The organism is Paenibacillus sp. J22R56 (assembly GCF_056269375.1).
Genome location: NZ_JBWDNV010000006.1, coordinates 62,816 through 84,760 on the forward strand (window position 1 = coordinate 62,816; position 21,945 = coordinate 84,760).

Genomic DNA, 21,945 nt, shown 5'->3' on the forward strand with positions numbered 1-21,945 from the left:
TGAAAACAGTTATATTCATTTTCCACCTAATGTCAGGAGGCCTTGGGCAGCTTTAATAAACAAAAAAAAGGCCCTATTAACTAGGACCTTTCATGCCTATTTGTGTGCATCAGCGTTCTCCACTTCGCCTCCACTCCATCGGCGTCATGCCGACATGTTTGACGAACAAGTCGTGAAAACGGCTGGAAGAGCTGAAGCCGACTTCGGAAGCAATAAACTCAACGGGTTTACGAGAGGTGAGCAGCAGCCGCTTGGCCTCATCAATTCTCAAAGTAATAATGTACTGTTTAGGCAACACGCCGACATGTTTAATAAATTTTTTGCGGAAAATACTTTCAGACAAGTAATGGCTCGCTGCTAATTCCGATACTTTCAGAGACATATGGTAGTTTTGGTGGATTTCTTTCAGCGCTTCCTCAATCAATTGCTCCTCTGGATGTTCCGAGGAGACTTTTACTGCCTTGTCACAGGCTCCAGTATGGTAAGTCAGCAGAAGCGTTTCCAGCGCATTGCGAAGCAAATCATAGGAATATTCAGTCTGCTCTTTCCGCTTGCACGTTTCCTCAATCTGATGCATGGCGGCTAAGGCTCGCTCGACTGCTCCAGGAGTCAAAGACGCTTTCAGGATCGGACCTTGCCGCTGAGTGAAAGCATGCGACATCAAATACTGGCAGTAAGCGGGGATGTTCTGATCGTAGATGTGCAGTGAATAACCTTCCCACGCGTTGATGCAAACGTAGCTGTGCTTCAAATTCGCTGGAATTAACAGAAGATCTCCGGGAAGCGTTTCAACGTTCTGTTCCCCAGCGGCATAATAGCCTTCTCCTTTAATTAGGAGGGTGAGCTCTGCGGATTGATGGGAATGGCATTGAAATAGTCCTTCCTTGTTCTCCGTGTCTCTCGGATTTGTATGAAAGTTCGCGATGCAGTCCATAAATCCGATATCCATCAGGGCTTCCTTTCCTTTTCAATAAGATTGGTTTTTATTGGTAATTATTAGGATATCACAACTACTACTGTTTGTAAGTCAGTCGGAGGTATGGGGACGAATGGCCCCCGCGAGTCTATCAGTCTTCGATTGCCTGATAGACCGTGGTCCAGAAGTCGTGAATAAGCCGTGCTGAATCCGGCGTGGACATCCCGACTTGAGTAAGCAGGATTCCGGTGAGCTGTTTGTCCGGATCGGCGTAAGTTGAAGTTCCGCTTCCCCCATCCCAACCGAACTGACCGATGGAGGCGTAGTCACCGCGGTAGGTGCGCACCGCCATCCCCATGCCCCAGCCGCCGTGCTGACCTTGGCCGAATGAGATATGAACATTGTTAGTGGCCATAGCGTGCCGGGCGGCTTGTTGCTCTGGCGTGAGGCGGTTGGTGGTCATCAGCTCGACAGCAGGACGAGACAAGATTCGTTCGCCTCCATGCATCCCTTGATTGAGCAGCATCCGGTAATAGGCATGGTAATCATCAACGGTAGAGACCAGACCGCCACCTCCGCCTTGGAATGCTGGAGGTTGGCTGTAACGACCTCCTTCGGCTTCGTCCCACACGAGGAACTCTCCGTTCTGCGGGTTGGGTGCATAGAGGGGCGGCAGCCTGTCGATCTTGTTGGCGGGCACATGGAAACCAGTATCTTTCATGCCCAGAGGTTCGAAAATGCGTTCTCGCAGGAACGTCTCGAACGACTGGCCCGTGACTCTGGCGACGAGTACGCCGAGTAAATCGTTACTGATGTGGTACTGCCAGCGCTCTCCGGGCTGATGCATAAGCGGAAGTGTGCCAAGGCGGCGCATCCACTCATCCGGCTCGGGCATTGGAACCGGCAGATCGGGCGTAAGCCCTTGTTCAAAGATCTTGCCCATGATTGGAGTACCCAGTGATGTCATATCCATGCCAAGCCCAAATGTAGAGGTCAACACATCCCTTACAGTGATTGGGCGCCGCGCAGGCACAGTGTCGTCCAGCGGGCCGTCGATCTTCTTCAGAACCTGCCGGTCGGCGAGTTCCGGCAGCCAGGTCTGTACCAGGTCATCCAGCCGCATCCTGCACTCGTCGAGCAGGATCATCGCGGCCGCGATCGATACCGGCTTGGATGTTGAGGCCATCCGGAAAATCGTATCCCGAACCATTGGCGAACTGCCATCGTGGCTCATCGTACCGATTGCTTCGACGTGCGTTTCACCGTACCGGCTGACCAAGGCAACGAGCCCTGGGATCTTCCCGGATTCGACATGTCTTGCCAGCACGTCACGCATTTTGCGCAGCCCTGTTTCGGAGAAACCGCTGTTGATTTGTCCTATTCTCTTTTCCAAGTAAATTCCCTCACTTTACTTATTTATTAGTCTTATGTGCTACCAATTCTCCTTTGCTATTCGTGGTTGTAAGTTCAATGTCAAATTGTGTAATCATCTCCTTTCATCGTCACTTCATCCAAGCCCATTCTATAAAATGCTAGCAGGATTTACTAAATCCAGCAATGTGAGTAAAGGCTTATTCGTTTGGCAGGATATGTCGATTTCACTCAAGACAAACTAAAAAGGAGGAAGCTTAATAAGCTCCTCCCTTTTCTGAACAAAACATTAGTCCTTTTTTTGAGTCAACTCAATGATCTTTATTAGAAGCGTGAGCAAGGCGACAATCTCCAGGAAGCTCATGCTATCTCCTCCGATCCTGATAAGATGACTCTTCATCCGGACCTTCCTCTCCCATGAGGAGTATTCTGTTCTATATAAGGTTATTCAGGTTGATGAGAAAATAGAATACAAGCTTATCCAATTAGAAATGAATAACAATTGCGGTTTTGTCATCCGATTTCTTAAATCGGACATGATCCATACATTCGGGATCACTTTCTTCAAGATCTATTAACTCTTGCGTATAAAGCGTTAAACCCTTGTTCAATATTGTATGCGCAACAAAGCTCCAATACGAGGTTTGTTCGGGCACGATTGTTGTAGGCAAGAACATCCCATCCGTCAATAAAATAATATGTTTTAAGCAAGTCAGATTAATTTTCCCGTATTCGAAAAAGCGAACGGCTGCCTTTTCCCCATTTAATACGCCGTAGCCTCCATCCGTATTTGATTGATAGCGATTGTTTTTAATCCTATCAATAACGGTTTCATGAAGATCTTTCTGGTTATTTATACCTTTATCTATTCCGTCCTGCCATTTAGCCAATACTGGAGCTTCTAAGTGAGATACTTGCTTCCAAGTTAATGGGCGAACCTCCTCATTCTCATACACCGCTAGAATCATGCAATCCCCAGTCTGTATAAACTCCACACCATCATCCAGAATACGAATGATTGCCACAGCTGTTCCCCAAAGTTTTTCTTTTTTATGGAGATCAATATTTGCGAGTCTCATTTGTTCCCTGAGCAGATCATTCACCTCAGCCAAATGATCCTTTAAACTTCCGGGCTCAGTAAGGGATTCGAAATAGCTTTTGGCAAGATTAACAGCAATAAAGCCACCGGTTTCCTTTTCGGCATTCACATAAGGGACCAAGGAAGATACTCCGTCCAATGCTCCATACATATTAGCACGGGGATGAGAAATGATAGCATCCTCATTTCGTATCCCAACGCCTTTCCTGGTGATCTCCTCATAAGTTACAATCAAATCTCCCACTCCATTCTGTTTGATAACTTCTTATTTCTTACTTCTTATTTCTCCCAAAGCTCGACCAGTCGACCGTCAGGATCTTCAATCCAAACAAACTTACCAAATTCACTAATCTCCATTTTCTTTGCAAGAGGTACACCAATATGTTCAAGATGCTGAATAGTCTCGTCTAGATTATGTACTTGGAAATTTAACATCACTTGTTGATCTGTTGGAAAATAACTGTCCTCCTCGGTAAAGAAAGAAAAGATCGTTTCATTTTCTGATTGAGTTTTAATGATAGTCCCATTCCAATTGTCGATTTCAAGCTTCAACACTTCACTGTACCATTTTTTTGTAACCTCAAGATTGTTCGTTCTCCAAAAAATGCCTCCGAAACCTTTTATCATCGTATCTAACTCCTATCTTTCATCACATTTTTAGTTTCCGATTACTTTAGATATTCGAGATTTAGATATAGGTTCCTTTTTCAACTATACTCCTTATAGTAGAGAAAACGGCAGCCGTTCATAGTGAACGGCTGCCGTACTCTTAATAACTGAATCTTATTCCTTCACCAAATCCCGTGTACTTCTTACCGTATCAATCGGGCGAACTAACTGTTCAATTTGCTCACGCTGCGGTTCTAAGAATGGAGGCAGTGATAATTTTTCGCCAAGTGTTTCGTAAGATTCATCACCCATAAACCCTGGGCCATCTGTCGCAAACTCGAACAAAATTTGAGGAGCTACTCTGGCGTACAATGATTCGAAAAAGTGGCGATCAACATAGCCCGAGGATGGAATTCTGAAGGTTTCTAGACGATTGATCCATTCCTCCAGCACGCTGCGATCTGCTACGCGAAATGCGGTGTGGTGAACAGTGCCGAAGCCTTGTTTGGCTGGAGGAAGCACAACATTATGCTCCACCACGACTTGAGCTCCATTACCACCTTCGCCCATTTCGAACAAATGAAAAGATCCTTCTTTGGCTATTTCTCTAAATAACAGAACTTTCTCCAACATTTCTTTCAAATAATCAAATTGAGCGATTCGAACAAAGACAGGGCCGAGGCCAGTAATTGCAAATTCTAATGGAATAGGTCCCTTCTGCCACGGTATTCCGGATGCGATACCTACATTGTTTTCATCGGAAATCAACTGATAGTGCTGATCATCAAAGTCGACGAATGATAATACTTTTTTACCAAACAGCTCTTGAGTTCCAGTATGCTTAACAGCTAGACGATCAAAGCGCTTTTCCCAATAGTCCAGTGCTGCATCAGTTGGTACTCGGAATGAAGTTTTATAGATCTCATTATTGCCATGAACACCCTTTGGTATGTTCGGAAAATCGAAAAAGGTCATATCCGTACCGGCGCTGCCTTTATCATCTGCGAAGAACAAGTGATAAGTTTGAATGTCATCTTGGTTGACTGTTTTCTTAACTAATCGCATTCCTAAAACATAAGTGAAAAATTCATAATTTTTCTCTGCACTGCTCGTAATCGCCGTTACATGGTGGATTCCTTTTAATTCATTCATTGACCGTTCCTCCAATTCAATTTTAGCTTTCTCATACCCAATCGAAACTATTAGTTTATATATCTTTAAATTAACAATCTTTAATTTAAGATTATTAGCCTGTAAAAAGAGCTTGTTGCCTCATTGAGAGCCAACAGCTCACGATTACTTTAAGCCTTGTGCTCCAAGGCCAATTTTCTTTAACAAATCAATGAGCACTGTTTTTTCTTCATTACTGATAAAAGATAAATTATGAGAGATCGTGGATACGTGTTTAGGGAAGATTTCATTAAATTGCTCTTCGCCTTTTTGAGTTAGTATCACATGAAAAGCTCTTCGATCATTAGGGTTTTGTTGTTTCTCCACCAAGCCGAGTCTTTCCAACTTATTTACCACGTAGGTAATGCTTCCACTAGGTATGGAGAGTGTTTCGCTGATTTTTTGAACAGGATGTGGACCCTTACTATACAGAAATTCAAGAATCATAAAGTACTCATGATTTAAGTTATAACTTTCGATATCCTTCAGAATATTCTCAGATAATGCTGTATTAGCTTTCATCCAGATACGGAATAGTCGTAAGTCCAATTGGCTTTGATCCTCTTGATCCCCCATTTAATCACTCCTTACGATCTTTCTCGATATCCTCAATTAAGGATATTATTATCCTAACACTAGGATAATGGGTTGTCAACTTTATTCGTTATAAAAAAAGCCGCAATTTATGCGGCTTCTGATTTTAGATCTTAATTAAATTGCCAGCAGCTCAAGCCTAGATTACCGTACTGGTAGCTTCGGTGAAGAAGCTTCGCATTACGGTTGGTGTCACCCGTTCCCATGGCAAGAAGCAGCGGAATGAAATGTTCACTTGTTGGGACAGCCTCTTGAGCATGAGGAGCGAGGTCACGGTATTTAAACAAAGCTTCCGTATCCCAAGATTCCAACTTATTCTGAATCCAGTTGTCGAATTGCTCCGCCCACTCGTCAATTCCCTCAGACCGCCAGTTTAAATTTCTTAAATTATGAACGGTTCCTCCGCTTCCGATAATAAGTACATCCTGCTCTCGAAGCTCAGCCAAAGCCTTGCCAATTTGATACTGCTGCTCATTAGGCAGATAACGATTTACGGATAGAGCTACGACCGGAATATCTGCATCGGGATATAGTAATTTTAGGACAGCCCATGCCCCATGATCCAAGCCTCTTTCTTCATTTCGAACGTTCTCAATACCATGCTTAGAAAATAATTTTTGAATCTGCTCCACTAAGGATTGGTCACTTTGGGCAGGATAAGTCATCTGATAAAGCTCGTCTTGGAAACCTCCAAAATCATAAATCGTTTCATACGTACTTGCAGCGCTAACCATCTGTATCGATTCTTCCCAATGAGCGGAGAAAAGAACAATCGCTTTTGGTCTTGGCATATGGTCTTTAAATTGCTTAAGCAGCTTTGTGTATTCGTTATCCTCAAGTACGATTGATGGTGCTCCGTGTGCGAAAAAATACGATGGCATCATAGTTCTCACTCCTTAATTAGGTTTAAATCGGAATCGGTCTTAATCCACTGTATAAAATCACTTTGGTTCTCTTCCGAAACGCCGTGATCCGTTGGATATAAATTGAAAGTTAATCGATTCGTTTGGTCGTTTAAGTAGGCTGCTGTCTCGTGCCCGATACGAACCGGGAACACGGAGTCATATTCTCCATGTGAGACAAATACGGAAACGTCCTTCAAACTTCGAAGTATATATTCCGTTTTCACAAATTCAGGAATATAACCGTTCAACGCTACTATGCCCTTTAACTGTTTCCCCATCGTAAGCGCAAGCGTAATGGATAGGATTGCCCCTTGGCTAAAGCCGAGCATATAACGTTTGTCAGAATCGATCGGATAGGTCTCCGTCGCATAATGAATGAATGTTTCGAGATCTTTAACCGCCTGGTCGAACATTTCCCGAATCGGGTTTCCTAAGCTTTTCAAATCGTAATACTGATACCCAGCACCAAGCGGCAAATTTCCTCTGATTCCAATAATAATGAACTCTTCAGCTAACGGTGCGACTAAACCAAACATATTACGTTCATTTGACCCTTTGCCGTGCAAAGTGAAAATAGTTGGATATTTCTTGCCTGGCTCCAAATTAGCCGGCATGTGAATGTCATACGAATAACTCATTCTAACCCCTCCGTCTCTTATGAATTAGGCATTTCGTTTGTTCATAAATAGCCGGTCGATCGAGAGCGGCGTTTCGGCAACCACCAAATACAGCAAAACTAAGATAAATCCAAGATCCAACTCATAGCCGGCCATTTGACCGTTACCAAGAAGCCCGACCGATAATTTTGCCGTAATAATAGCACCGAGGAGTATCACAACAAGCAAACCCGATACATAACGAGTAAACAACCCTACAATCAACATGATGCCACCAACGAGTTCAACTGGTGCTACGACATAAGCCAAAAACCCCGGGATACCTATTGAGCTAAACCACGCTTCTACATTACTAAGTCCCATTTGAAACTTATCTACACCGTGAAATACAAATATGATGCCCAGCACCACTCGCATAATAATGGAAACCACTTTAATCATTCAGTTCACTCCTCTAAAATATTAGTAATAAGAATATAATTTCCGTATGTGTAATTTAACTTGAGTTTCATTGACTTGTCAACAGGAAAATTGATAATATGAAATTAACATTTATATTACAAATATTTTAGAGGTGTGATCAGGATGGACATTGGCTCTACAATCCGAGCGATTCGGAAGCGAAAGAATATTACAATCGCTCAAATATGCGAAACAACGGGCCTGTCCCAAGGATTTATGAGTCAGGTTGAAACGAATAAAACTTCCCCTTCGATTGCAACACTGGAAAATATCGCACAAGCTTTGAAGGTTCCACTCGCCTATTTGCTTTTAAAGAAAGAAGAGCGGATGCAGATTGTTCGGAAAGACGAACGTACCATTACAACAAGTGGTTCAGAGCATCTAATGGTGGAACACTTAAGCTCCACTAAGAACGTACGGATGAATATCGTAAATTTCCCTCCGGGTGCTTCGACTGGAGCTTCCCCCCATGCGCATGAAGGCGAGGAAGTCCATGTCGTTATTAAAGGGAGAATATATGCGGAGCAAGGAGAAGACGGAGCTGAATTCGGAGAAGGCGATTCCTTTAGTTGGAATGCTTGTACGCCTCATTTAGTACGAAATATTGGTGAAGAAACGGCAATTGTGCTGATCTCTATCTATACAGAGAATGAGAACGGACAGGACCTTATTTAAACTTGAAAATGCTCAAAATAGAACAGCCGATCGATTCGATCGGCTGTTTCGTTTATTTCAAACAGATCTATGTAGCTAAATTAAATCGTTGGCATAACGTTCCCACCGTTGACGGGTATATAAGCTCCTGTGATAAAGCTGGCTAAATCCGAAGCTAGGAAAGCGACTGCATTCGCGATCTCTTGATCGGTGCCGCGTCTCTTGAGTGGAACGTTCTTGATATAATCTTTGCTTTCATCCATGCCATTCGTGCGCTCGCGTTCGCTGATCGTCCATCCTGGTGCGATCTGATTGACGGTAATTTGATGTTCTCCGACTTCCTTCGCGAGCACGCGATATACGCCGTCCATACCTCTTTTGCCTGCCACGTAAGCCGATTGATTCGGGAAGTTCTGCATCGAGCACTCCGTGTTGATACCGATAAAGCGTCCACCCTTCTTCTCAATCATAGCCGGAATGAAGGCTTTAGCCAGGTAAACGCTTTGCATGACGCAGGACTCGAATTGGCTCGCATAGTCTTCTGCCGGCTGTTCCAGTACAGAAGTCCACTTGTATTGCACAACCGCATTCGCTACGACGATATCCACATGACCCAGGCTTGCTTCGACGGTTTGCTTCAACGCTTCAATGGAATCCTGCTTCGTTACGTCGGCTTTGACGGCAATGGCGCGTCTCCCAAACGCCTCTATCTCGCTCTTTAATTCAGCTGCTTTGGCTTCGTTGCTATGGTAATGCAAAGCGATATCTGCTCCGCTTTCGGCGAGCGAACGAGCGATGACACGGCCGAGTTCTCCCGTCGCTCCCGTCACCAAGGCTACTTTTCCAGAAAGGTCAATATTCATATATCAGTGCTCCTTGTCCAGTTAGGATGTAATCTGACAATCAAACTCATATAACGAATCAAATATATCAAGTTCTTCGCCTGGAAGGCAACACCATTTAAAAAGGTTCTAACTCTCCATAACGGAGAATTAGAACCTTTATGTTTGTTCCCTATTCAATGACTCATTAAAAGACGCGTCCAAACTTCTCTCGCATTTCATCCTGTAATTGTGCAAGTGCTGCTGAGTGTTTTACCAGGTTTTCTGTATGTTTAAGCCTCAAGCCCTCCACATATTCACTTGGCTGCATTTTATCGATTAGAGTCAGCATCGCCCGTTCGGTGTCACATCGGCGCATTATTCGCTCAATATGACGCTCTAGCACGACTTCGGCAATCGATTTTATCTCCATCGATTCCACCTCCACCACATTATATGCGGCGGTGTGCGTTGGGACAATGTACAGGTTCGTCATCAATACTGGTATAAATCGCCTTAACCTGTTGCCTCATTCAGTTGAATATGCAGGCCATCTTCCTCCGACCATTCGGCATAATAGACGGACTTGATGAGATCGACGCCTTGTTCCTGGAGCTGCGAAAGCAACCATTCCTTACTGCGGCCGATCTCACGAAGCTCGTCACGCTGCAGCGTGCCCTGCTCAATAAGAATGCGCGGAAGCCCGGCTGCCGGCTCCTGCACCCGCAGCTCTGCTCGAGTTGGAGGTTCTTGGCTGGGATTTTTCATCACACTAAGACTGCCGTTTGGTTCTAGTACCGCAAATGCGACTTCGCGCACGGTGAATACCCCCTGCTCTCTAAGCAGCATGCTGACCTGATGCATATCCAGCCGATTTCGCTTCATCGCTTTAACGTCGATCTCACCGCTGCGGATGATGATATCCGGTCTGCCGCTTAGCGGAACCGACAACCGCGGCATAAGCTGAACAGCCTTTTCCAAAGCAAGCGACAACGCCGTCCACAATACAAGGGCGTAAACGAGCTTCACAAAATGTATCTCACGATCGTAAATCGTATTGCCGACGAGTTCACTTAGCATAAGCGATGAAACGAAGTCGAACGGCGTTAGTTGGGAGATTTCTTTCTTCCCGAGCAGCTTTGTCATGAACCATAGACCGAAGAAACCCGTGATGAGCTTCAACGAAATTAATGCGTAATCCATAGATACTCACACTCGCATTCCTCGTCAATTTTATAGAAATATACCCTGCTCGTGTCATGGTGAAACGGGAAACCTATTCGTTGACGATATCATGCTCAGTGAGATGGAAAAGATGAAGTAGAGGAATTTTGTTCGGAAATAAAAATAGCCATCCGGCAAGCGGACAGCTATAAACCTAATGCAGTTATATGACCACTATTGGTGCTTGGTAACCTCCGCTAGCGGATCTTTCGGCGGGATGCGGTTATTCCTGCGGAAACCATAAGTCCTTACAGCAATGATCTTGATGATTGCATAGACAGGAACAACAATGATCATCCCGAAAGCTCCAATAATTGAGCTGGCACCAATGACAAGCAGCATGACGGTGAACGGATGAACGTTCATTTGCTTGCCAATAATCCGTGGGCCGATTAAGTTCGCTTCAATCTGGTTAGAGACGACAAGCACGATGCCGACCAGCAGTACCGTCATTGGAGAGACAGTAAGCGCTACGACAGCCGTTGGAATAAAGGCAATCAACGGACCAATATATGGAATAAAGTTCGTAATGGCGGCAATTAAGCCCAGCAGCAGCGGATAAGGCATATCAATCAGCAGGTACCCGATGAAGGTCAGTACGCCGATAAGCAGCGACGTGAGCACTTTACCCAGGATGAATTGGCCGATCGACGCATCAATATCCTTCAGTGCACCACTCACCTCACGATGATAACGCTCCGGCAGCATTCGCAGAATGTGGCCGGGGAGCTTATCTCCTTCGCTCAGCAAATAATAAATCATGAAAGGAACAAGACCAAGCAAGAAGAAGAAATTCATAATCAGATTAAAGATACCACGTACACTTCCGACGACGGAATTAAGCAGTTCATCCAGCGATCCGGTCAGCTTGTTCGTCAGATTTTCCGAGGAAAGAGCGTCCTTCTGCCCGATTTCCTTTATCCACTCGTGCTGCTGCACGGACTCTAGCCAAGTTCGTACGGAATCAACGATCTGCGGAAAGTTGTTTACTAGTGTAATGGACTGGTTCCGAATTGGAGGCCAGATCATCCAGAAGAACAAGTAACAGACGCCAATCGCGCCGATGTAGACCAGTAGAATGGCGAGTGTCTTCGGCAGCTTTTTCGAGAGGACCCTCACGAACGGGCGGAACAAATAATAGAACATGCCCGAGATGAGCAATGGCACGAACAACGCGGCCAGCACTTTACCAATCGGATCGAACACGAAATTGACTTTGGAAGCCAAAAAAGCAATCAATAAGACAACGATAATACCATAACCAATGCGAAACCACTTGCCTTGTGGCATACGGACAAGTCTCCTTCGTAATAATATTTTCTCCTAAATCCCTTACCATCTTAGCCACATACGCCACATGTTATTACTTCGTTACTAGCTTTATCATGTTAACTAGACCCCAAATGAGTAAAGACAGAATAACACCTGCTATTAAAACTTGAATAATAAGATTTTCCCAAACTACGTGGTGCAACGTAATGCCCTCCATTTCATTGCATATGTATTTTCAGATCTTAAGTTAATGCAATCATCTCAAACTATAAGGAATCTTACAAGATTTAACTTAGGCTGTAACCGTTAAAATAGTGCACACCATCGTGAGCGGTATCACCTGGCTTGGTTCTTCGATTGGTGCTGAACCAAAGTTTACCCCCATTTGCGATACCGACACCTTCGATCTCAAACAGGTCAGAATAAGCAGCTGAAGTAATGCGGAAAGATAGATTGCTATCTGCCTTTATTGTACCTGCGGCCTTAGATACATTTCGATAAACGAGTACGACGCTGACGTTTTTATAAGTTAATGGAACATAAATGGTATTGTTACTGTAGCCGAGACCTTGAGATGCATATGAGGTGATGTTGGATATTGTACTTCCATTAACCTTTGCCTCTTTAATATTTAGGTTGAAGCTGTTGGTTACTTTAATGGTCCCGCTGTTTGCAGTCAATGGGATCGATCCCCTGTAAAGTCCCAGGCCGGATTTGAAGAGAAAGTTAATTTTATTCGCGTCTTTGCTCGAAATTTTCACACCTGACATAGCTTTGTTGGCCCCATTGTATTTGATCGTGTATTGACCAACTTTGTAAAAGGTTGTGCCCACATATTTCAGCTTCACAAGACTCATACTGCCGGCGTTCATCGTGACAACAAACATATAAAATTTTCCGCCAATGGAACTGAGAACTACATCATTAGCATGGCCGAGGTATGTAGCATACGTTGTTCCGTTATCCCCGTTCTTCATGAGTGTAGTGGATCCGTCACTCATCTTGGTACGGTAAATAACCGCTTTCATATTACTGCTGTTCACTTTTACCGAATAAACATACGAAGATCCTACAGCAAATCCTTGTGTGGCGTAACATCCATTTGCATTGTTGAGTGTTGCGACTGTGCTGTATGTGTTGTAATAGGCTGCACTTGCTGTGATGGGAAATAGCATCGCAGTACAGAGGAGAACGCCTAGAAATAGGGTTAACCCTTTCATCATTCTGGATTTCCTTGGAAACAGGCTTTTCATTTAAAAGACACCTCCATCATAATTTGTATATTAAATATAAATTATTAACCTAACTCCGATATCATTCAATCAGTTATTTTGAAAAATGTATTTATCAGTGAGCATAGCTGCACTTTACTGCAATAAAAAATGGCAGCTGATCAAGAGGATCAGCTGCCATTATGATGTTCGAAATATTAGCCATAACCTACAGGAGTGTCTCAGCTCCGTCGATGTAAATCTCCGTGCCAGTAATGTGACTGGACTGAGCGGAAGCGAGGAACAGAACCAAATCGGCCACCTGCTCTGGCTTCCCCGGGCCGTGCTCAAGTGGTTGTGCTCCTTCCGGATACTCAACCGGGATTCGGATTTTGTCTACCGCCTTCGTACTATTGGTGTTCTCACCGATATTCGTCTCGATTGCCCCAGGGCAGATTGCGTTAACGCGAATACGGTAACGGGCTAACTCTAGTGCGGCCATCTTGGCGAAGGCTACTTGCCCGGCTTTAGAGGCACTGTAGGCAGACATGCCGAAGCCAGAAAATTTCCGGTTACCATTGATTGAGCTTGTTATGACAATGCTGCCCCCCTTTGTTTTCATATGAGGAACTGCATATTTGACCGTTAGGAACGTCCCCCTCAGGTTGATCCCGAGCGTCTCGTTCCATGACTCAGGCGTTAAATCCTCGATCGGAGCGAGCGTGCCGTTGACCCCAGCGTTGGCGAATATGACATCAAAACAGCCGAAGCGCTCTGCCGCGGCACGAATAGCACTCTCCATTCTGCCAGGATCGGACACATCAACGTCATAAAATTCGGCTTCCCGGCCCATGGCTCGAATCTCTTCCTCGACGTCCTCAGTACGCTCGTCGACCAAATCGAAAAGGCAGACATTCGCACCTGCCTGAGCGAGTTTTAGTGCGGCTGCCCTGCCAATTCCCGATCCTGCTCCCGTTACTAGCGCCGTCTTACCCGCGAGTAGCATTCCTTCGGTTGGCGTTCCTCTTTGTTCCTCATTATCTAATCTTTGACTCATTACGAATCTCTCCTTTCAACCTTGGGTATTGTCATTTATTGTATAACCGGCATTAAAAAGGACTAATCAAAGAATTGCTTAAGGAGATGATAAACCTTGGTTATCGCATAGCATCGAGCATGGCAAGATTAACTCCATCCTCAGCAGGAGGTGCCAAATGCGCGGCATCGCCGATAAATGTTACAAGATTGTTTAAACGAAGGTAACCAAGTGATTGTAAAGAAATTCTTGTCACAGTATCTTTTCCATTACCATGACATCAACAAAATTACCGTCTATAATACCATGTTTATAAAAGATTCCAACTTCTCGATATCCTTGTTTACGGTATAATCCTTGTCCTTTACAGTTGAATGAAAAAGTAAAAAGAACAATCTTATAAAAACTATTACGTAAAGCAGTTTCTTCAAGTTCAGTTAGTAATATACTTCCAACACCCTGTCCTCTATGTTCTCTTTCAATATAGATCGACAATTCAGCTACACCATCATATGCGGAACGTGGAGAATACTTATTTAAGGATGCCCAACCCACAATTGCATCTTCTTTAATAGCAACAAGTACAGAATACCGTTCACTACGATTATTGAACCAACCTTCCATGTAGACTGTGTCTTTGGGTTCAACTTCTAGAGTAGCAATACGATCGTCAATACCTTGATTGTATATGGTTAGAATCCTCTGTAAATCCGATGGAGTTGCGCACCTCACGAGTATCTCAGACATTAGTTTCCCTCCTGCTTGTGTTATAAAATCGATTATACATATATACTTGTAAACTGCAAATAATAATGTTATAAATAACTCAGGAGGTCATGCAAATGGAAAATGTGAGGAATATGTTTCAGATCATGTCCCGAAATTTCGGTTTGTTAAATGAACAATGCTGTGATTCCTGTTGCGGTCAAGAGGTATCGCTAGTACAAAGTCACATCCTATATGAAGTTAATCGACAGCATAATCCCTCCATGCAGGATGTTGCAGGTGCTCTAGGAATGGACATCACAACTTTCAGCAGGCAGGTTAAAACATTGTCTGAAAAAGGATTATTAAAGAAAACCCCCCATCCTTCTGATAATCGTATTAATATTTTGTCACTAACGCCTGAAGGATTAAATGTTGAAAATGCTATTAATCTTACCGTAAATGCTCAGCTTAATGGTGTCCTTTCAACAATGAGTGAATTTGAACGAGAAACGGTACTACGCTCCATTGAATTGTTTAATGATGCAATGCAAAAATCACCAGAATGTTGTGTGCCTCCAAAATAATGGAGGCTTACATTTTGGGTTATACTTGCAAAATGCAAATAAATATTGAGGAGGAATTGAAACATGAATAAACAATTGCCTACAGCTATTATAGGTGGAGGTCCAGTAGCGTTAGCTGCTGCTGCTCAGCTGGTAAAGAGAAACATGCCTTTTATTTTATTCGAAAAAGGTACTCAGATCGCATCCTCTGTACTAAGTTGGAAACATGTAAAAATGTTTTCCCCTTGGGAGTTTAACATGGATTCAGCTGCAAAGGAGCTTCTTCAAGAGACTGGTTGGCAATCTCCAGCTAAAGATTATATGCCTACTGGGCAAGAATTAGTAAATGAGTATCTGTTACCACTAGCACAATTGAAGCAATTACACCCCCATATTTATCTTAATGCAACGGTTAAAGCCATTTATCGAAAAGGATTTGATAAAATGAAGACAGCCGGCCGGAATCTTTCCGCTTTTATTATTAAATATAAGCAAAAAGGCAAATTATTCCGTATAGAGGCTTCTTCAGTTATAGATGCCACGGGAACATGGCTTACACCTAACCCGATGAGCACGAGTGGTCTTCCTGCAGACGGTGAAATCGATTATAAAGATCACATTCAGTATGGTATTCCAGATATTTTAGGTGTGTATAAAGAACGTTATGCAGGGAGAAACATCGTTGTTGTTGGTAGTGGCCACTCCGCTATACAAGCACTTACCTTATTGAATGAATTGAAAATAGAGATCCCTGAAACAACAATACATTGGGTGCTAAGGAAGCATAAAGTCGCGGATGCCTTTGGCGGAGGAGAAAACGATGGTCTTCCGGCACGCGGGGCACTAGGCACGCTCGCTAACCACTATGTACAATCAGGTAATGTACAAGTACACACCCCATTTCTTATCGATCAGGTAAAGAAAGACCTTCATACCTTGTCTCTGCATGGAACAAAATTAGATAAGGCTTATGCTATTGGTAAAATTGATGAGATCATTGTAGCTACGGGAGCTAGGCCAGACTTTAGCTTCCTTTCTGAGTTACGTTATGCAGCAGATACGGCTGTTGAATCCGTTCCGCAATTGGCTGATTTAATTGATCCTAATATTCACAGTTGTGGCACCGTTCGTCCACATGGTGAAGCGGAACTTCGTCAGCCTGAAAAAGATTTTTATATTGTCGGTTCGAAAAGTTACGGCCGTGCCCCAACATTCTTATTGGCTACAGGATATGAACAAGTTCGCAGTGTTGTGGCAGCATTAGCTGGCGATTTTGAGGCTGCACGTGAAGTGAAACTTCATCTACCGGAGACAGGCGTCTGTTCTGTATCCAAGTCACTAGAAATGAATGAAAACAGCAGTTGCTGCACTCCATCCCCTAAGAAGATAACTATTAGACCAATCGCAATAACAACTGTTAAGAGTAATTGCTGCAGCACAAAAAATACATCGGGATCAAGTGAATCGAATACAGAATGTTAAGGAATAGAGAGGCTTCTGCACAATGCAGAAGCCTTTTATTGTATCCCCTCTTTGTTTTCACAATGTTAACGTTTGTTAACTCATGATTAAATTAGTATTCACTAATATAATCATTTACTTATATAATTAACCGCGTATATAATAACCCTATGATCAGCAAGCTAGTTACTGAAAGGGGGCAAGAATTTGCAAACGATTGAGGAACTCTCCGATACTCTTAAGCTTCTCTCTGATAAAACCCGGTTGACCATTATGGCGCTTCTGCGGCATCGGGAGATGTGTGTCTGTGATATCGTTGAAATTTTAGAAACTACTCAACCTAATATTAGCCAACATTTGAAAAAACTTAGAATGGGCGGTCTAATTAACGAGGAGCGTCGAAGCCAATGGATTTACTATTCTTTGAACTTAGATGATAAAGATTATTTGAAGCAGCTTATCGATCAGCTTCCATCTATGCAAGAGAAAATTAACGCAGTTAAAGGCTGTACTTAAACCAGGAGGCTTTTATGCTGGCTATCGCATCAATCATTTTTTTAGTTACGTTAGTTTTCGTCATTTGGCAGCCAAAAGGTCTCAATATTGGTTGGTCTGCATGTGGCGGTGCTGTAGTCGCACTCCTTTTTGGGGTTGTCAATTTTCATGATGTGTGGGATGTAACTCAAATGGTATGGAACGCTACTCTAGCGTTCGTTGCAGTTATTCTAATCTCACTCATTCTTGATGAGATTGGTTTCTTTGAATGGGCAGCACTTCACATGGCTAGAGCCGCCAAAGGTAACGGTCATTTGATGTTCGTGTATGTCATTTTATTGGGTGCGGCAGTTGCTGCTTTTTTCGCAAACGATGGCGCAGCTCTTATCTTAACACCTATTGTCCTGGCCATGGTCCGCGCGTTGAAATTTGATGAACGCATGATTCTTCCGTTTATTATGGCAGGTGGATTTATTTCAGATACAGCTTCCCTTCCACTTGTCGTTAGTAACTTGGTGAATATCGTGTCATCAGACTTTTTTGACGTAGGATTCGCGGAATATGCTAGTCGTATGATCGTTCCTACCCTCTTCTCTGTTGCGGCGAGTTTACTTGTGCTCTTTCTCTTCTACCGGAAAAGCATACCGAAGCAATATGACTTGGCACAATTAAAGAAACCGGTTGATGCGATCAAGGATATGCGACTATTCAAAATCTCCTGGATTATCCTTGCTGTTCTTCTAATCGCTTATTTAACAAGTGAGTTCATTAACGTACCGGTTTCTGTTATCGCTGGAGTTGCAGCTATCATCTTCTTGCTGCTTGCCCGCCAAAGTCGTGAGATCCATACCTGGAAGCTCGTAAAAGGTGCGCCATGGGCAGTTGTCACCTTCTCTATCGGGATGTATGTCGTTGTATACGGTCTCCGAAATGTTGGATTGACAGATGAACTAGGCGATGTATTTAAATGGGTCGGCGATCAAGGCTTATTTGTAGCCACAGTTGGATCTGGATTCATAGCCGCTGTCCTCTCTTCGATCATGAACAATATGCCAACAGTAATGATAAATGCACTTGCAATTGATAATACGAATTCTACAGGCGTGCTTCATGAAGCATTCGTGTATGCGAATGTGATTGGCTCTGACTTAGGTCCAAAAATCACTCCTATTGGTTCGCTCGCTACCCTGCTCTGGCTGCATGTACTGTCCAGTAAAGGTGTTAAGATTTCCTGGGGAGCTTACTTTAAAACGGGTATTTTCCTAACGGTACCAGTCCTGTTTATTACTTTATCTGGGCTCTATCTCTGGCTTAAAGTTGTAGGTTAAATCAAATCAAAATTACATTCTAAAGGAGTTTTAAAAATGTCTAACAAACCACTCGTTTATTTTCTATGTACAGGTAATTCATGCCGCAGCCAAATCGCTGATGGCTTTTTGAATGATATTGGTGGAGATGAATTCGAAGTAAAAAGCGCTGGTCTTGAGGCTCATGGATTGAATCCTAGAGCGATTCAAGTAATGGAAGAAGCCGGTATAGATATTAGCGGTAATAGCTCTGACGTTATTAATCCAGAAATATTGAATCGTGCTACGTATGTCATCACACTTTGCGGACATGCTGATGAACACTGCCCTGCCATTATGAACCCTAATGTTATCAAATGGCACTGGGGATTTGATGACCCTGCCAAAGCAACAGGTACGGAAGAAGAAATCATGGAACAATTCCGCACCGTCAGAGATTCCATTAAAGCACGTATTAAAAAATTTGTGATCAATGGTGAGTAAGCGACTCCATTATCAGTGGACAGTGCTCATTTTGCATAAAGCTGCCATCCTGGGACGACCTTTGCATAATCACTTTCCCATTCAATAAATCGTTCCTCATGCAAACGCTCCAGCGCCTTTCGAATCTGGCCGGTTTCCCGGCCAGCTAAACGTGCCAATTCAGGGATAAGTATACGTGTATTCTGATGGCCGTTCCGGTTGAAAAGGATCCGCAGCAGCTTACGCTCCGTGTCGTTTAACATTTTAAGCCCCCTCTATTCTTCGTGCTATTTCAACGTCCACAATGCGATCAAGATTAAAAATACGAATGGCTAGTGCCTGGTAGCAATATGCCTTTAGCTGGCCACCTTTAACCGAGATAACACGCACGTTCCGAATACTAACCTCACGTTTCCGATCGATATAAATAAGCTGCACAACTTTGCCAATAAACTTCTCCATTCGCTCCACCTCGCAAGAACGTTTGTTCTTATTATACACCAAACATACGTTCTTGTTGCAAGGTATAAAAAAATCCAGCACCACCGCTGGACTGAAAAGAAAAAAGCCGCAGAATATGCGACTTTCATGCGACAATTAACTATCGTATTTCAACTTCCAATTTTCAGAACATACTCCGCCACTCAGGAGGCAGAAGTCTGGCATACTGCGGTTGTGTGTATCGGTCGTCGATGAGTAATAGCGTTCCATGGTCTTGTTCCGAGCGGATAAGCCGGCCTCCCGCCTGCAGTACCTTGTTCATGCCGGGAAATACATAGGCATATTCGAAACCGTTTTTCCCTTGGTGGTCGAAGTAATTTTTGATAATATTCCGCTCCGGCCCAACCTGCGGCAGGCCAACGCCGACGATAGCAACGCCGGTCAATCGGTCCCCAACCAAATCGATACCCTCCGAGAAGATGCCGCCCATGACGGCGAACCCGATCAGTGTGCCTTTATTACCTGTTGCGAATGAGGCCAAAAAAGTCTCTCGCTCATCCTCAGACATATTTGACCTCTGGACGAGTGTACGACCCTCTATCTTTTCGTTATCCCACAAATCCATAAACCGCTCATATACACCGTTTAAATACGCGTAAGATGGGAAGAACACGAGAATATTGCCCTGGTGACGGCTGGCCATCTCGTGAAGTAAACGAACGACTTGATCCATCGTCCGCTCCCGGTCCTGATAGCGGGTCGACAGCCGTTCAATCCGGACATCGAGCTGCTCCGGTGAGAACGGCGATGGAATGACGACAGAGTAATCCGTCTCCGCGTCTCCGCCCAGCATGTCTATGAAATAATGAAGCGGCGACAGCGTCGCGGAGAACAAAATTTGTGCCCGGTAGCCTTTAGCATACTGCCGCAGCAAATGCGACGGATCGAGGCAAAACAGCTTCAACCGGATGTCGCTGCGTTCTTTTTCAGCGTAGGTGATATATCGCTCGTCGTATAGCTTGGCTATGCGTAAAAAATGCTGGCAGCCGAAATAGACGTCCGACAGCAGCGGATCTGTATCTCCCACCGCCAGTTGTTGTTCTACAGCACCAACCAGCGACTCTAATAGATCAAGCAGCTCATCGGGAAATTCACGCTCCGCAGCTACGTCTTCTGCGCTACTGTCATTCTCTTCGATCGATTTACGAAGCGCGATGAAGTATTTGTTCACTGCCTTCGCCGATTGATACACAAGCGGGCGGATGTTTTTGCTTGCGCGTTGCAGCTCGAGAAAATCCGCTTTTTGCAGCTCGGCCGAATACATCTCGCGCGCCCGGTCGACGAGGTTGTGTGCTTCATCTACGAGTAGAGCTGTTTGCCGTTTCTGCTCCTCGAACAGCCGCTTCAGGTTGACTCGGGGATCGAAAATATAATTGTAGTCACAGACAACCGCATCAGCCGCATAGGCAGCATCGAGCGAGAATTCAAATGGACAGACCTGGTGTTTACGGGCATAACGCTCGATGACTTCGCGCGTCATCTTTGTTTCGTTACCAAGCATATCAAGAAGCGCAGGGCCAACGCGGTCATAATACCCTTTTGCATATTCGCAAAATTCGGCACTACAGCGTACCTCGTCTTTAAAGCACACCTTATCCTTTGCAGTGAGCGTAACGGTATGTAGATGCAGACCGCCTTCATGCAGCATCTCAAGTGCCTCTTCCGCAGCAGCCCGCGTTGTCGTCCTGGCTGTCAAATAAAAGAGACGCTGCAGTAGTCCTTCACCAATCGCTTTCACTGCCGGAAACAAAGTTGACATGGTCTTGCCAATGCCAGTTGGTGCCTTTGCAAACAGCTTGCGCCCATCCGATACCGTCTGATATACGGAAGCTGCTAGCTTGCGCTGCCCCTCCCTATACGATGGAAACGGGAAGCCCAGTTCCTTAATGCTGGCATTTCGCTTTTCGGCATGTTGGCTTTTTAACGAGGCGTAAGGATAATATCGATTAACCATATCGTGGAGGAACTCCTCGAGCTCCATAAATGTCATCGTACGTACGAATTGATGGCTTTCCCCGCTGTCTATTTGTACGTAAGTCAACTGAACGCGCATCGATTCGAGCTCTCGATCCTTCGCAACCATATAGGCATAACACTGCGCCTGTGCCCAGTGAACGGGGTACGTCTCCTCCATAAGGACGGGCACTCGCCCGGAAAAGGATTTAATTTCGTCAATGGTCAGCCCGTCATCCGTCTGAAGCAGCCCGTCGCAACGGCCGTCTATAACAAACAACAGGTCCTCGCGAGTAATCTCCGCCGATACGTAGACCTCTTTTGCATCCTGCTCGCCATACTGCTGTTGGATCTGCCGATGTGTGCGGGTCCCTTCCTGAAGTGATGTGGCAGATCTAAAGCCTGATTCGATATCTCCACTTTGATAGGCATATTCGACCAGCGATCGTACGGATAAATGCACAGTTTTCGTCATACCGCTCTCCTCGCCCTTATCCGGTCCATTATTAGTATTAACTCGACTATACCAAACGG

Annotated in this window: 25 protein-coding genes; 6 read left to right on the forward strand and 19 right to left on the reverse strand. The window is 44.4% G+C overall.

Translation table 11 applies throughout. From position 1 onward, the window contains the following. Window positions 1-109: 109 nt before the first annotated feature. From AC0YNT_RS15270 to AC0YNT_RS15310, 9 genes are all read right to left on the reverse strand, one after another. Window positions 110-949, reverse strand: coding sequence for a helix-turn-helix domain-containing protein (locus AC0YNT_RS15270; protein ID WP_475805380.1), 840 nt, complete (start codon window positions 947-949; stop codon window positions 110-112). A 118-nt stretch (window positions 950-1,067) separates the two neighbouring features. Further along, a complete protein-coding gene (locus tag AC0YNT_RS15275; protein WP_475805714.1) occupies window positions 1,068-2,252 on the reverse strand; it encodes a serine hydrolase domain-containing protein in 1,185 nt (394 codons plus the stop codon). A 520-nt stretch (window positions 2,253-2,772) separates the two neighbouring features. Then, window positions 2,773-3,630 (reverse strand): protein phosphatase 2C domain-containing protein, encoded by an 858-nt coding sequence (locus AC0YNT_RS15280; protein ID WP_475805381.1) that lies wholly within the window; start codon window positions 3,628-3,630, stop codon window positions 2,773-2,775. A gap of 35 nt (window positions 3,631-3,665) precedes the next feature. Continuing rightward, on the reverse strand, window positions 3,666-4,013 hold the full coding sequence (locus AC0YNT_RS15285) for a VOC family protein (protein ID WP_475805382.1): 348 nt from the start codon (window positions 4,011-4,013) through the stop codon (window positions 3,666-3,668). Between the two features lie 156 nt (window positions 4,014-4,169). Then, the gene (locus AC0YNT_RS15290; protein ID WP_475805383.1) at window positions 4,170-5,147 is read right to left on the reverse strand and encodes a ring-cleaving dioxygenase; all 978 of its coding nucleotides are present in this window, start codon (window positions 5,145-5,147) and stop codon (window positions 4,170-4,172) included. A gap of 144 nt (window positions 5,148-5,291) precedes the next feature. Beyond that, window positions 5,292-5,741 (reverse strand): MarR family winged helix-turn-helix transcriptional regulator, encoded by a 450-nt coding sequence (locus AC0YNT_RS15295; RefSeq protein WP_475805384.1) that lies wholly within the window; start codon window positions 5,739-5,741, stop codon window positions 5,292-5,294. Window positions 5,742-5,872: 131 nt separating this feature from the next. Next, window positions 5,873-6,643 carry a dioxygenase family protein gene (locus tag AC0YNT_RS15300; protein ID WP_475805385.1) on the reverse strand — a complete coding sequence of 257 codons (771 nt, stop codon included), beginning with the start codon at window positions 6,641-6,643 and terminating at the stop codon, window positions 5,873-5,875. Window positions 6,644-6,648: 5 nt separating this feature from the next. Beyond that, window positions 6,649-7,302 (reverse strand): alpha/beta hydrolase, encoded by a 654-nt coding sequence (locus tag AC0YNT_RS15305; RefSeq protein ID WP_475805386.1) that lies wholly within the window; start codon window positions 7,300-7,302, stop codon window positions 6,649-6,651. A gap of 24 nt (window positions 7,303-7,326) precedes the next feature. Continuing rightward, on the reverse strand, window positions 7,327-7,722 hold the full coding sequence (locus tag AC0YNT_RS15310; RefSeq protein WP_475805387.1) for a DoxX family protein: 396 nt from the start codon (window positions 7,720-7,722) through the stop codon (window positions 7,327-7,329). Between the two features lie 144 nt (window positions 7,723-7,866). On the opposite strand from AC0YNT_RS15310, the gene AC0YNT_RS15315 reads away from it, so the two are divergent. Next, complete coding sequence (locus AC0YNT_RS15315) at window positions 7,867-8,418, forward strand: helix-turn-helix domain-containing protein (RefSeq protein WP_475805388.1); 552 nt, start codon at window positions 7,867-7,869, stop codon at window positions 8,416-8,418. Window positions 8,419-8,498: 80 nt separating this feature from the next. On the opposite strand, the gene AC0YNT_RS15320 is transcribed toward AC0YNT_RS15315, so the two are convergent. The 7 genes from AC0YNT_RS15320 to AC0YNT_RS15350 form a co-directional block, all read right to left on the reverse strand. Beyond that, window positions 8,499-9,260: an SDR family NAD(P)-dependent oxidoreductase gene (locus tag AC0YNT_RS15320; protein ID WP_475805389.1), complete on the reverse strand. Its 762-nt coding sequence runs from the start codon at window positions 9,258-9,260 to the stop codon at window positions 8,499-8,501. 166 nt (window positions 9,261-9,426) lie between these two features. Beyond that, window positions 9,427-9,651 (reverse strand): hypothetical protein, encoded by a 225-nt coding sequence (locus AC0YNT_RS15325; RefSeq protein ID WP_475805390.1) that lies wholly within the window; start codon window positions 9,649-9,651, stop codon window positions 9,427-9,429. 83 nt (window positions 9,652-9,734) lie between these two features. Continuing rightward, entirely contained in the window at window positions 9,735-10,421 is a 687-nt protein-coding gene (locus AC0YNT_RS15330; RefSeq protein WP_475805391.1) for a YetF domain-containing protein, read from the reverse strand. Between the two features lie 195 nt (window positions 10,422-10,616). Beyond that, a complete protein-coding gene (locus AC0YNT_RS15335; protein ID WP_475805392.1) occupies window positions 10,617-11,732 on the reverse strand; it encodes an AI-2E family transporter in 1,116 nt (371 codons plus the stop codon). Between the two features lie 269 nt (window positions 11,733-12,001). Then, complete coding sequence (locus AC0YNT_RS15340) at window positions 12,002-12,967, reverse strand: hypothetical protein (protein WP_475805393.1); 966 nt, start codon at window positions 12,965-12,967, stop codon at window positions 12,002-12,004. 187 nt (window positions 12,968-13,154) lie between these two features. Further along, complete coding sequence (locus AC0YNT_RS15345) at window positions 13,155-13,931, reverse strand: SDR family oxidoreductase (protein ID WP_475805715.1); 777 nt, start codon at window positions 13,929-13,931, stop codon at window positions 13,155-13,157. Window positions 13,932-14,213: 282 nt separating this feature from the next. Further along, window positions 14,214-14,708, reverse strand: a complete 495-nt coding sequence (locus AC0YNT_RS15350) for an arsinothricin resistance N-acetyltransferase ArsN1 family A (protein ID WP_475805394.1) — start codon at window positions 14,706-14,708, stop codon at window positions 14,214-14,216. Window positions 14,709-14,803: 95 nt separating this feature from the next. Here AC0YNT_RS15350 and AC0YNT_RS15355 point away from each other — a divergent pair, with 95 nt between their 5' ends. The 5 genes from AC0YNT_RS15355 (at window position 14,804) to arsC (ending at window position 18,978) form a co-directional block, all read left to right on the forward strand. Next, window positions 14,804-15,253, forward strand: a complete 450-nt coding sequence (locus tag AC0YNT_RS15355) for a MarR family winged helix-turn-helix transcriptional regulator (protein WP_475805395.1) — start codon at window positions 14,804-14,806, stop codon at window positions 15,251-15,253. Between the two features lie 63 nt (window positions 15,254-15,316). Beyond that, window positions 15,317-16,714 (forward strand): NAD(P)-binding domain-containing protein, encoded by a 1,398-nt coding sequence (locus tag AC0YNT_RS15360; protein WP_475805396.1) that lies wholly within the window; start codon window positions 15,317-15,319, stop codon window positions 16,712-16,714. Between the two features lie 186 nt (window positions 16,715-16,900). Beyond that, complete coding sequence (locus AC0YNT_RS15365) at window positions 16,901-17,209, forward strand: ArsR/SmtB family transcription factor (protein WP_167275884.1); 309 nt, start codon at window positions 16,901-16,903, stop codon at window positions 17,207-17,209. A 14-nt stretch (window positions 17,210-17,223) separates the two neighbouring features. Further along, a complete protein-coding gene (locus tag AC0YNT_RS15370; protein ID WP_475805397.1) occupies window positions 17,224-18,516 on the forward strand; it encodes an arsenic transporter in 1,293 nt (430 codons plus the stop codon). 36 nt (window positions 18,517-18,552) lie between these two features. Continuing rightward, entirely contained in the window at window positions 18,553-18,978 is a 426-nt protein-coding gene (gene arsC / locus AC0YNT_RS15375; protein ID WP_475805398.1) for an arsenate reductase (thioredoxin), read from the forward strand. Between the two features lie 26 nt (window positions 18,979-19,004). Here the strand turns inward: arsC and AC0YNT_RS15380 are convergent, their stop codons facing one another. The 3 genes from AC0YNT_RS15380 to AC0YNT_RS15390 form a co-directional block, all read right to left on the reverse strand. Continuing rightward, the gene (locus AC0YNT_RS15380) at window positions 19,005-19,220 is read right to left on the reverse strand and encodes a hypothetical protein (protein ID WP_475805399.1); all 216 of its coding nucleotides are present in this window, start codon (window positions 19,218-19,220) and stop codon (window positions 19,005-19,007) included. 1 nt (window position 19,221) lies between these two features. Continuing rightward, on the reverse strand, window positions 19,222-19,419 hold the full coding sequence (locus AC0YNT_RS15385; RefSeq protein WP_441888535.1) for a WYL domain-containing protein: 198 nt from the start codon (window positions 19,417-19,419) through the stop codon (window positions 19,222-19,224). Between the two features lie 163 nt (window positions 19,420-19,582). Then, window positions 19,583-21,886, reverse strand: coding sequence for an ATP-dependent DNA helicase (locus AC0YNT_RS15390; RefSeq protein WP_475805400.1), 2,304 nt, complete (start codon window positions 21,884-21,886; stop codon window positions 19,583-19,585). Window positions 21,887-21,945 lie beyond the last annotated feature (59 nt).

What these genes read in the sequence shown, in the direction of transcription:
- AC0YNT_RS15290 (WP_475805383.1), bottom strand. Translation starts at nt 5,147, where the DNA reads ATGAATGAATTAAAAGGAATCCACCATGTAACGGCGATTACGAGCAGT.
- AC0YNT_RS15270 (WP_475805380.1), bottom strand. Translation starts at nt 949, where the DNA reads ATGGATATCGGATTTATGGACTGCATCGCGAACTTTCATACAAATCCG.
- AC0YNT_RS15285 (WP_475805382.1), bottom strand. Translation starts at nt 4,013, where the DNA reads ATGATAAAAGGTTTCGGAGGCATTTTTTGGAGAACGAACAATCTTGAG.
- AC0YNT_RS15275 (WP_475805714.1), bottom strand. Translation starts at nt 2,252, where the DNA reads ATGCGTGACGTGCTGGCAAGACATGTCGAATCCGGGAAGATCCCAGGG.
- AC0YNT_RS15335 (WP_475805392.1), bottom strand. Translation starts at nt 11,732, where the DNA reads ATGCCACAAGGCAAGTGGTTTCGCATTGGTTATGGTATTATCGTTGTC.
- AC0YNT_RS15295 (WP_475805384.1), bottom strand. Translation starts at nt 5,741, where the DNA reads ATGGGGGATCAAGAGGATCAAAGCCAATTGGACTTACGACTATTCCGT.
- AC0YNT_RS15350 (WP_475805394.1), bottom strand. Translation starts at nt 14,708, where the DNA reads ATGTCTGAGATACTCGTGAGGTGCGCAACTCCATCGGATTTACAGAGG.
- AC0YNT_RS15385 (WP_441888535.1), bottom strand. Translation starts at nt 19,419, where the DNA reads ATGGAGAAGTTTATTGGCAAAGTTGTGCAGCTTATTTATATCGATCGG.
- AC0YNT_RS15380 (WP_475805399.1), bottom strand. Translation starts at nt 19,220, where the DNA reads ATGTTAAACGACACGGAGCGTAAGCTGCTGCGGATCCTTTTCAACCGG.
- AC0YNT_RS15330 (WP_475805391.1), bottom strand. Translation starts at nt 10,421, where the DNA reads ATGGATTACGCATTAATTTCGTTGAAGCTCATCACGGGTTTCTTCGGT.
- AC0YNT_RS15305 (WP_475805386.1), bottom strand. Translation starts at nt 7,302, where the DNA reads ATGAGTTATTCGTATGACATTCACATGCCGGCTAATTTGGAGCCAGGC.
- AC0YNT_RS15315 (WP_475805388.1), top strand. Translation starts at nt 7,867, where the DNA reads ATGGACATTGGCTCTACAATCCGAGCGATTCGGAAGCGAAAGAATATT.
- AC0YNT_RS15300 (WP_475805385.1), bottom strand. Translation starts at nt 6,643, where the DNA reads ATGATGCCATCGTATTTTTTCGCACACGGAGCACCATCAATCGTACTT.
- AC0YNT_RS15355 (WP_475805395.1), top strand. Translation starts at nt 14,804, where the DNA reads ATGGAAAATGTGAGGAATATGTTTCAGATCATGTCCCGAAATTTCGGT.
- AC0YNT_RS15345 (WP_475805715.1), bottom strand. Translation starts at nt 13,931, where the DNA reads ATGCTACTCGCGGGTAAGACGGCGCTAGTAACGGGAGCAGGATCGGGA.
- AC0YNT_RS15340 (WP_475805393.1), bottom strand. Translation starts at nt 12,967, where the DNA reads ATGAAAAGCCTGTTTCCAAGGAAATCCAGAATGATGAAAGGGTTAACC.
- AC0YNT_RS15370 (WP_475805397.1), top strand. Translation starts at nt 17,224, where the DNA reads ATGCTGGCTATCGCATCAATCATTTTTTTAGTTACGTTAGTTTTCGTC.
- AC0YNT_RS15310 (WP_475805387.1), bottom strand. Translation starts at nt 7,722, where the DNA reads ATGATTAAAGTGGTTTCCATTATTATGCGAGTGGTGCTGGGCATCATA.
- AC0YNT_RS15360 (WP_475805396.1), top strand. Translation starts at nt 15,317, where the DNA reads ATGAATAAACAATTGCCTACAGCTATTATAGGTGGAGGTCCAGTAGCG.
- AC0YNT_RS15390 (WP_475805400.1), bottom strand. Translation starts at nt 21,886, where the DNA reads ATGACGAAAACTGTGCATTTATCCGTACGATCGCTGGTCGAATATGCC.
- AC0YNT_RS15320 (WP_475805389.1), bottom strand. Translation starts at nt 9,260, where the DNA reads ATGAATATTGACCTTTCTGGAAAAGTAGCCTTGGTGACGGGAGCGACG.
- AC0YNT_RS15325 (WP_475805390.1), bottom strand. Translation starts at nt 9,651, where the DNA reads ATGGAGATAAAATCGATTGCCGAAGTCGTGCTAGAGCGTCATATTGAG.
- arsC (WP_475805398.1), top strand. Translation starts at nt 18,553, where the DNA reads ATGTCTAACAAACCACTCGTTTATTTTCTATGTACAGGTAATTCATGC.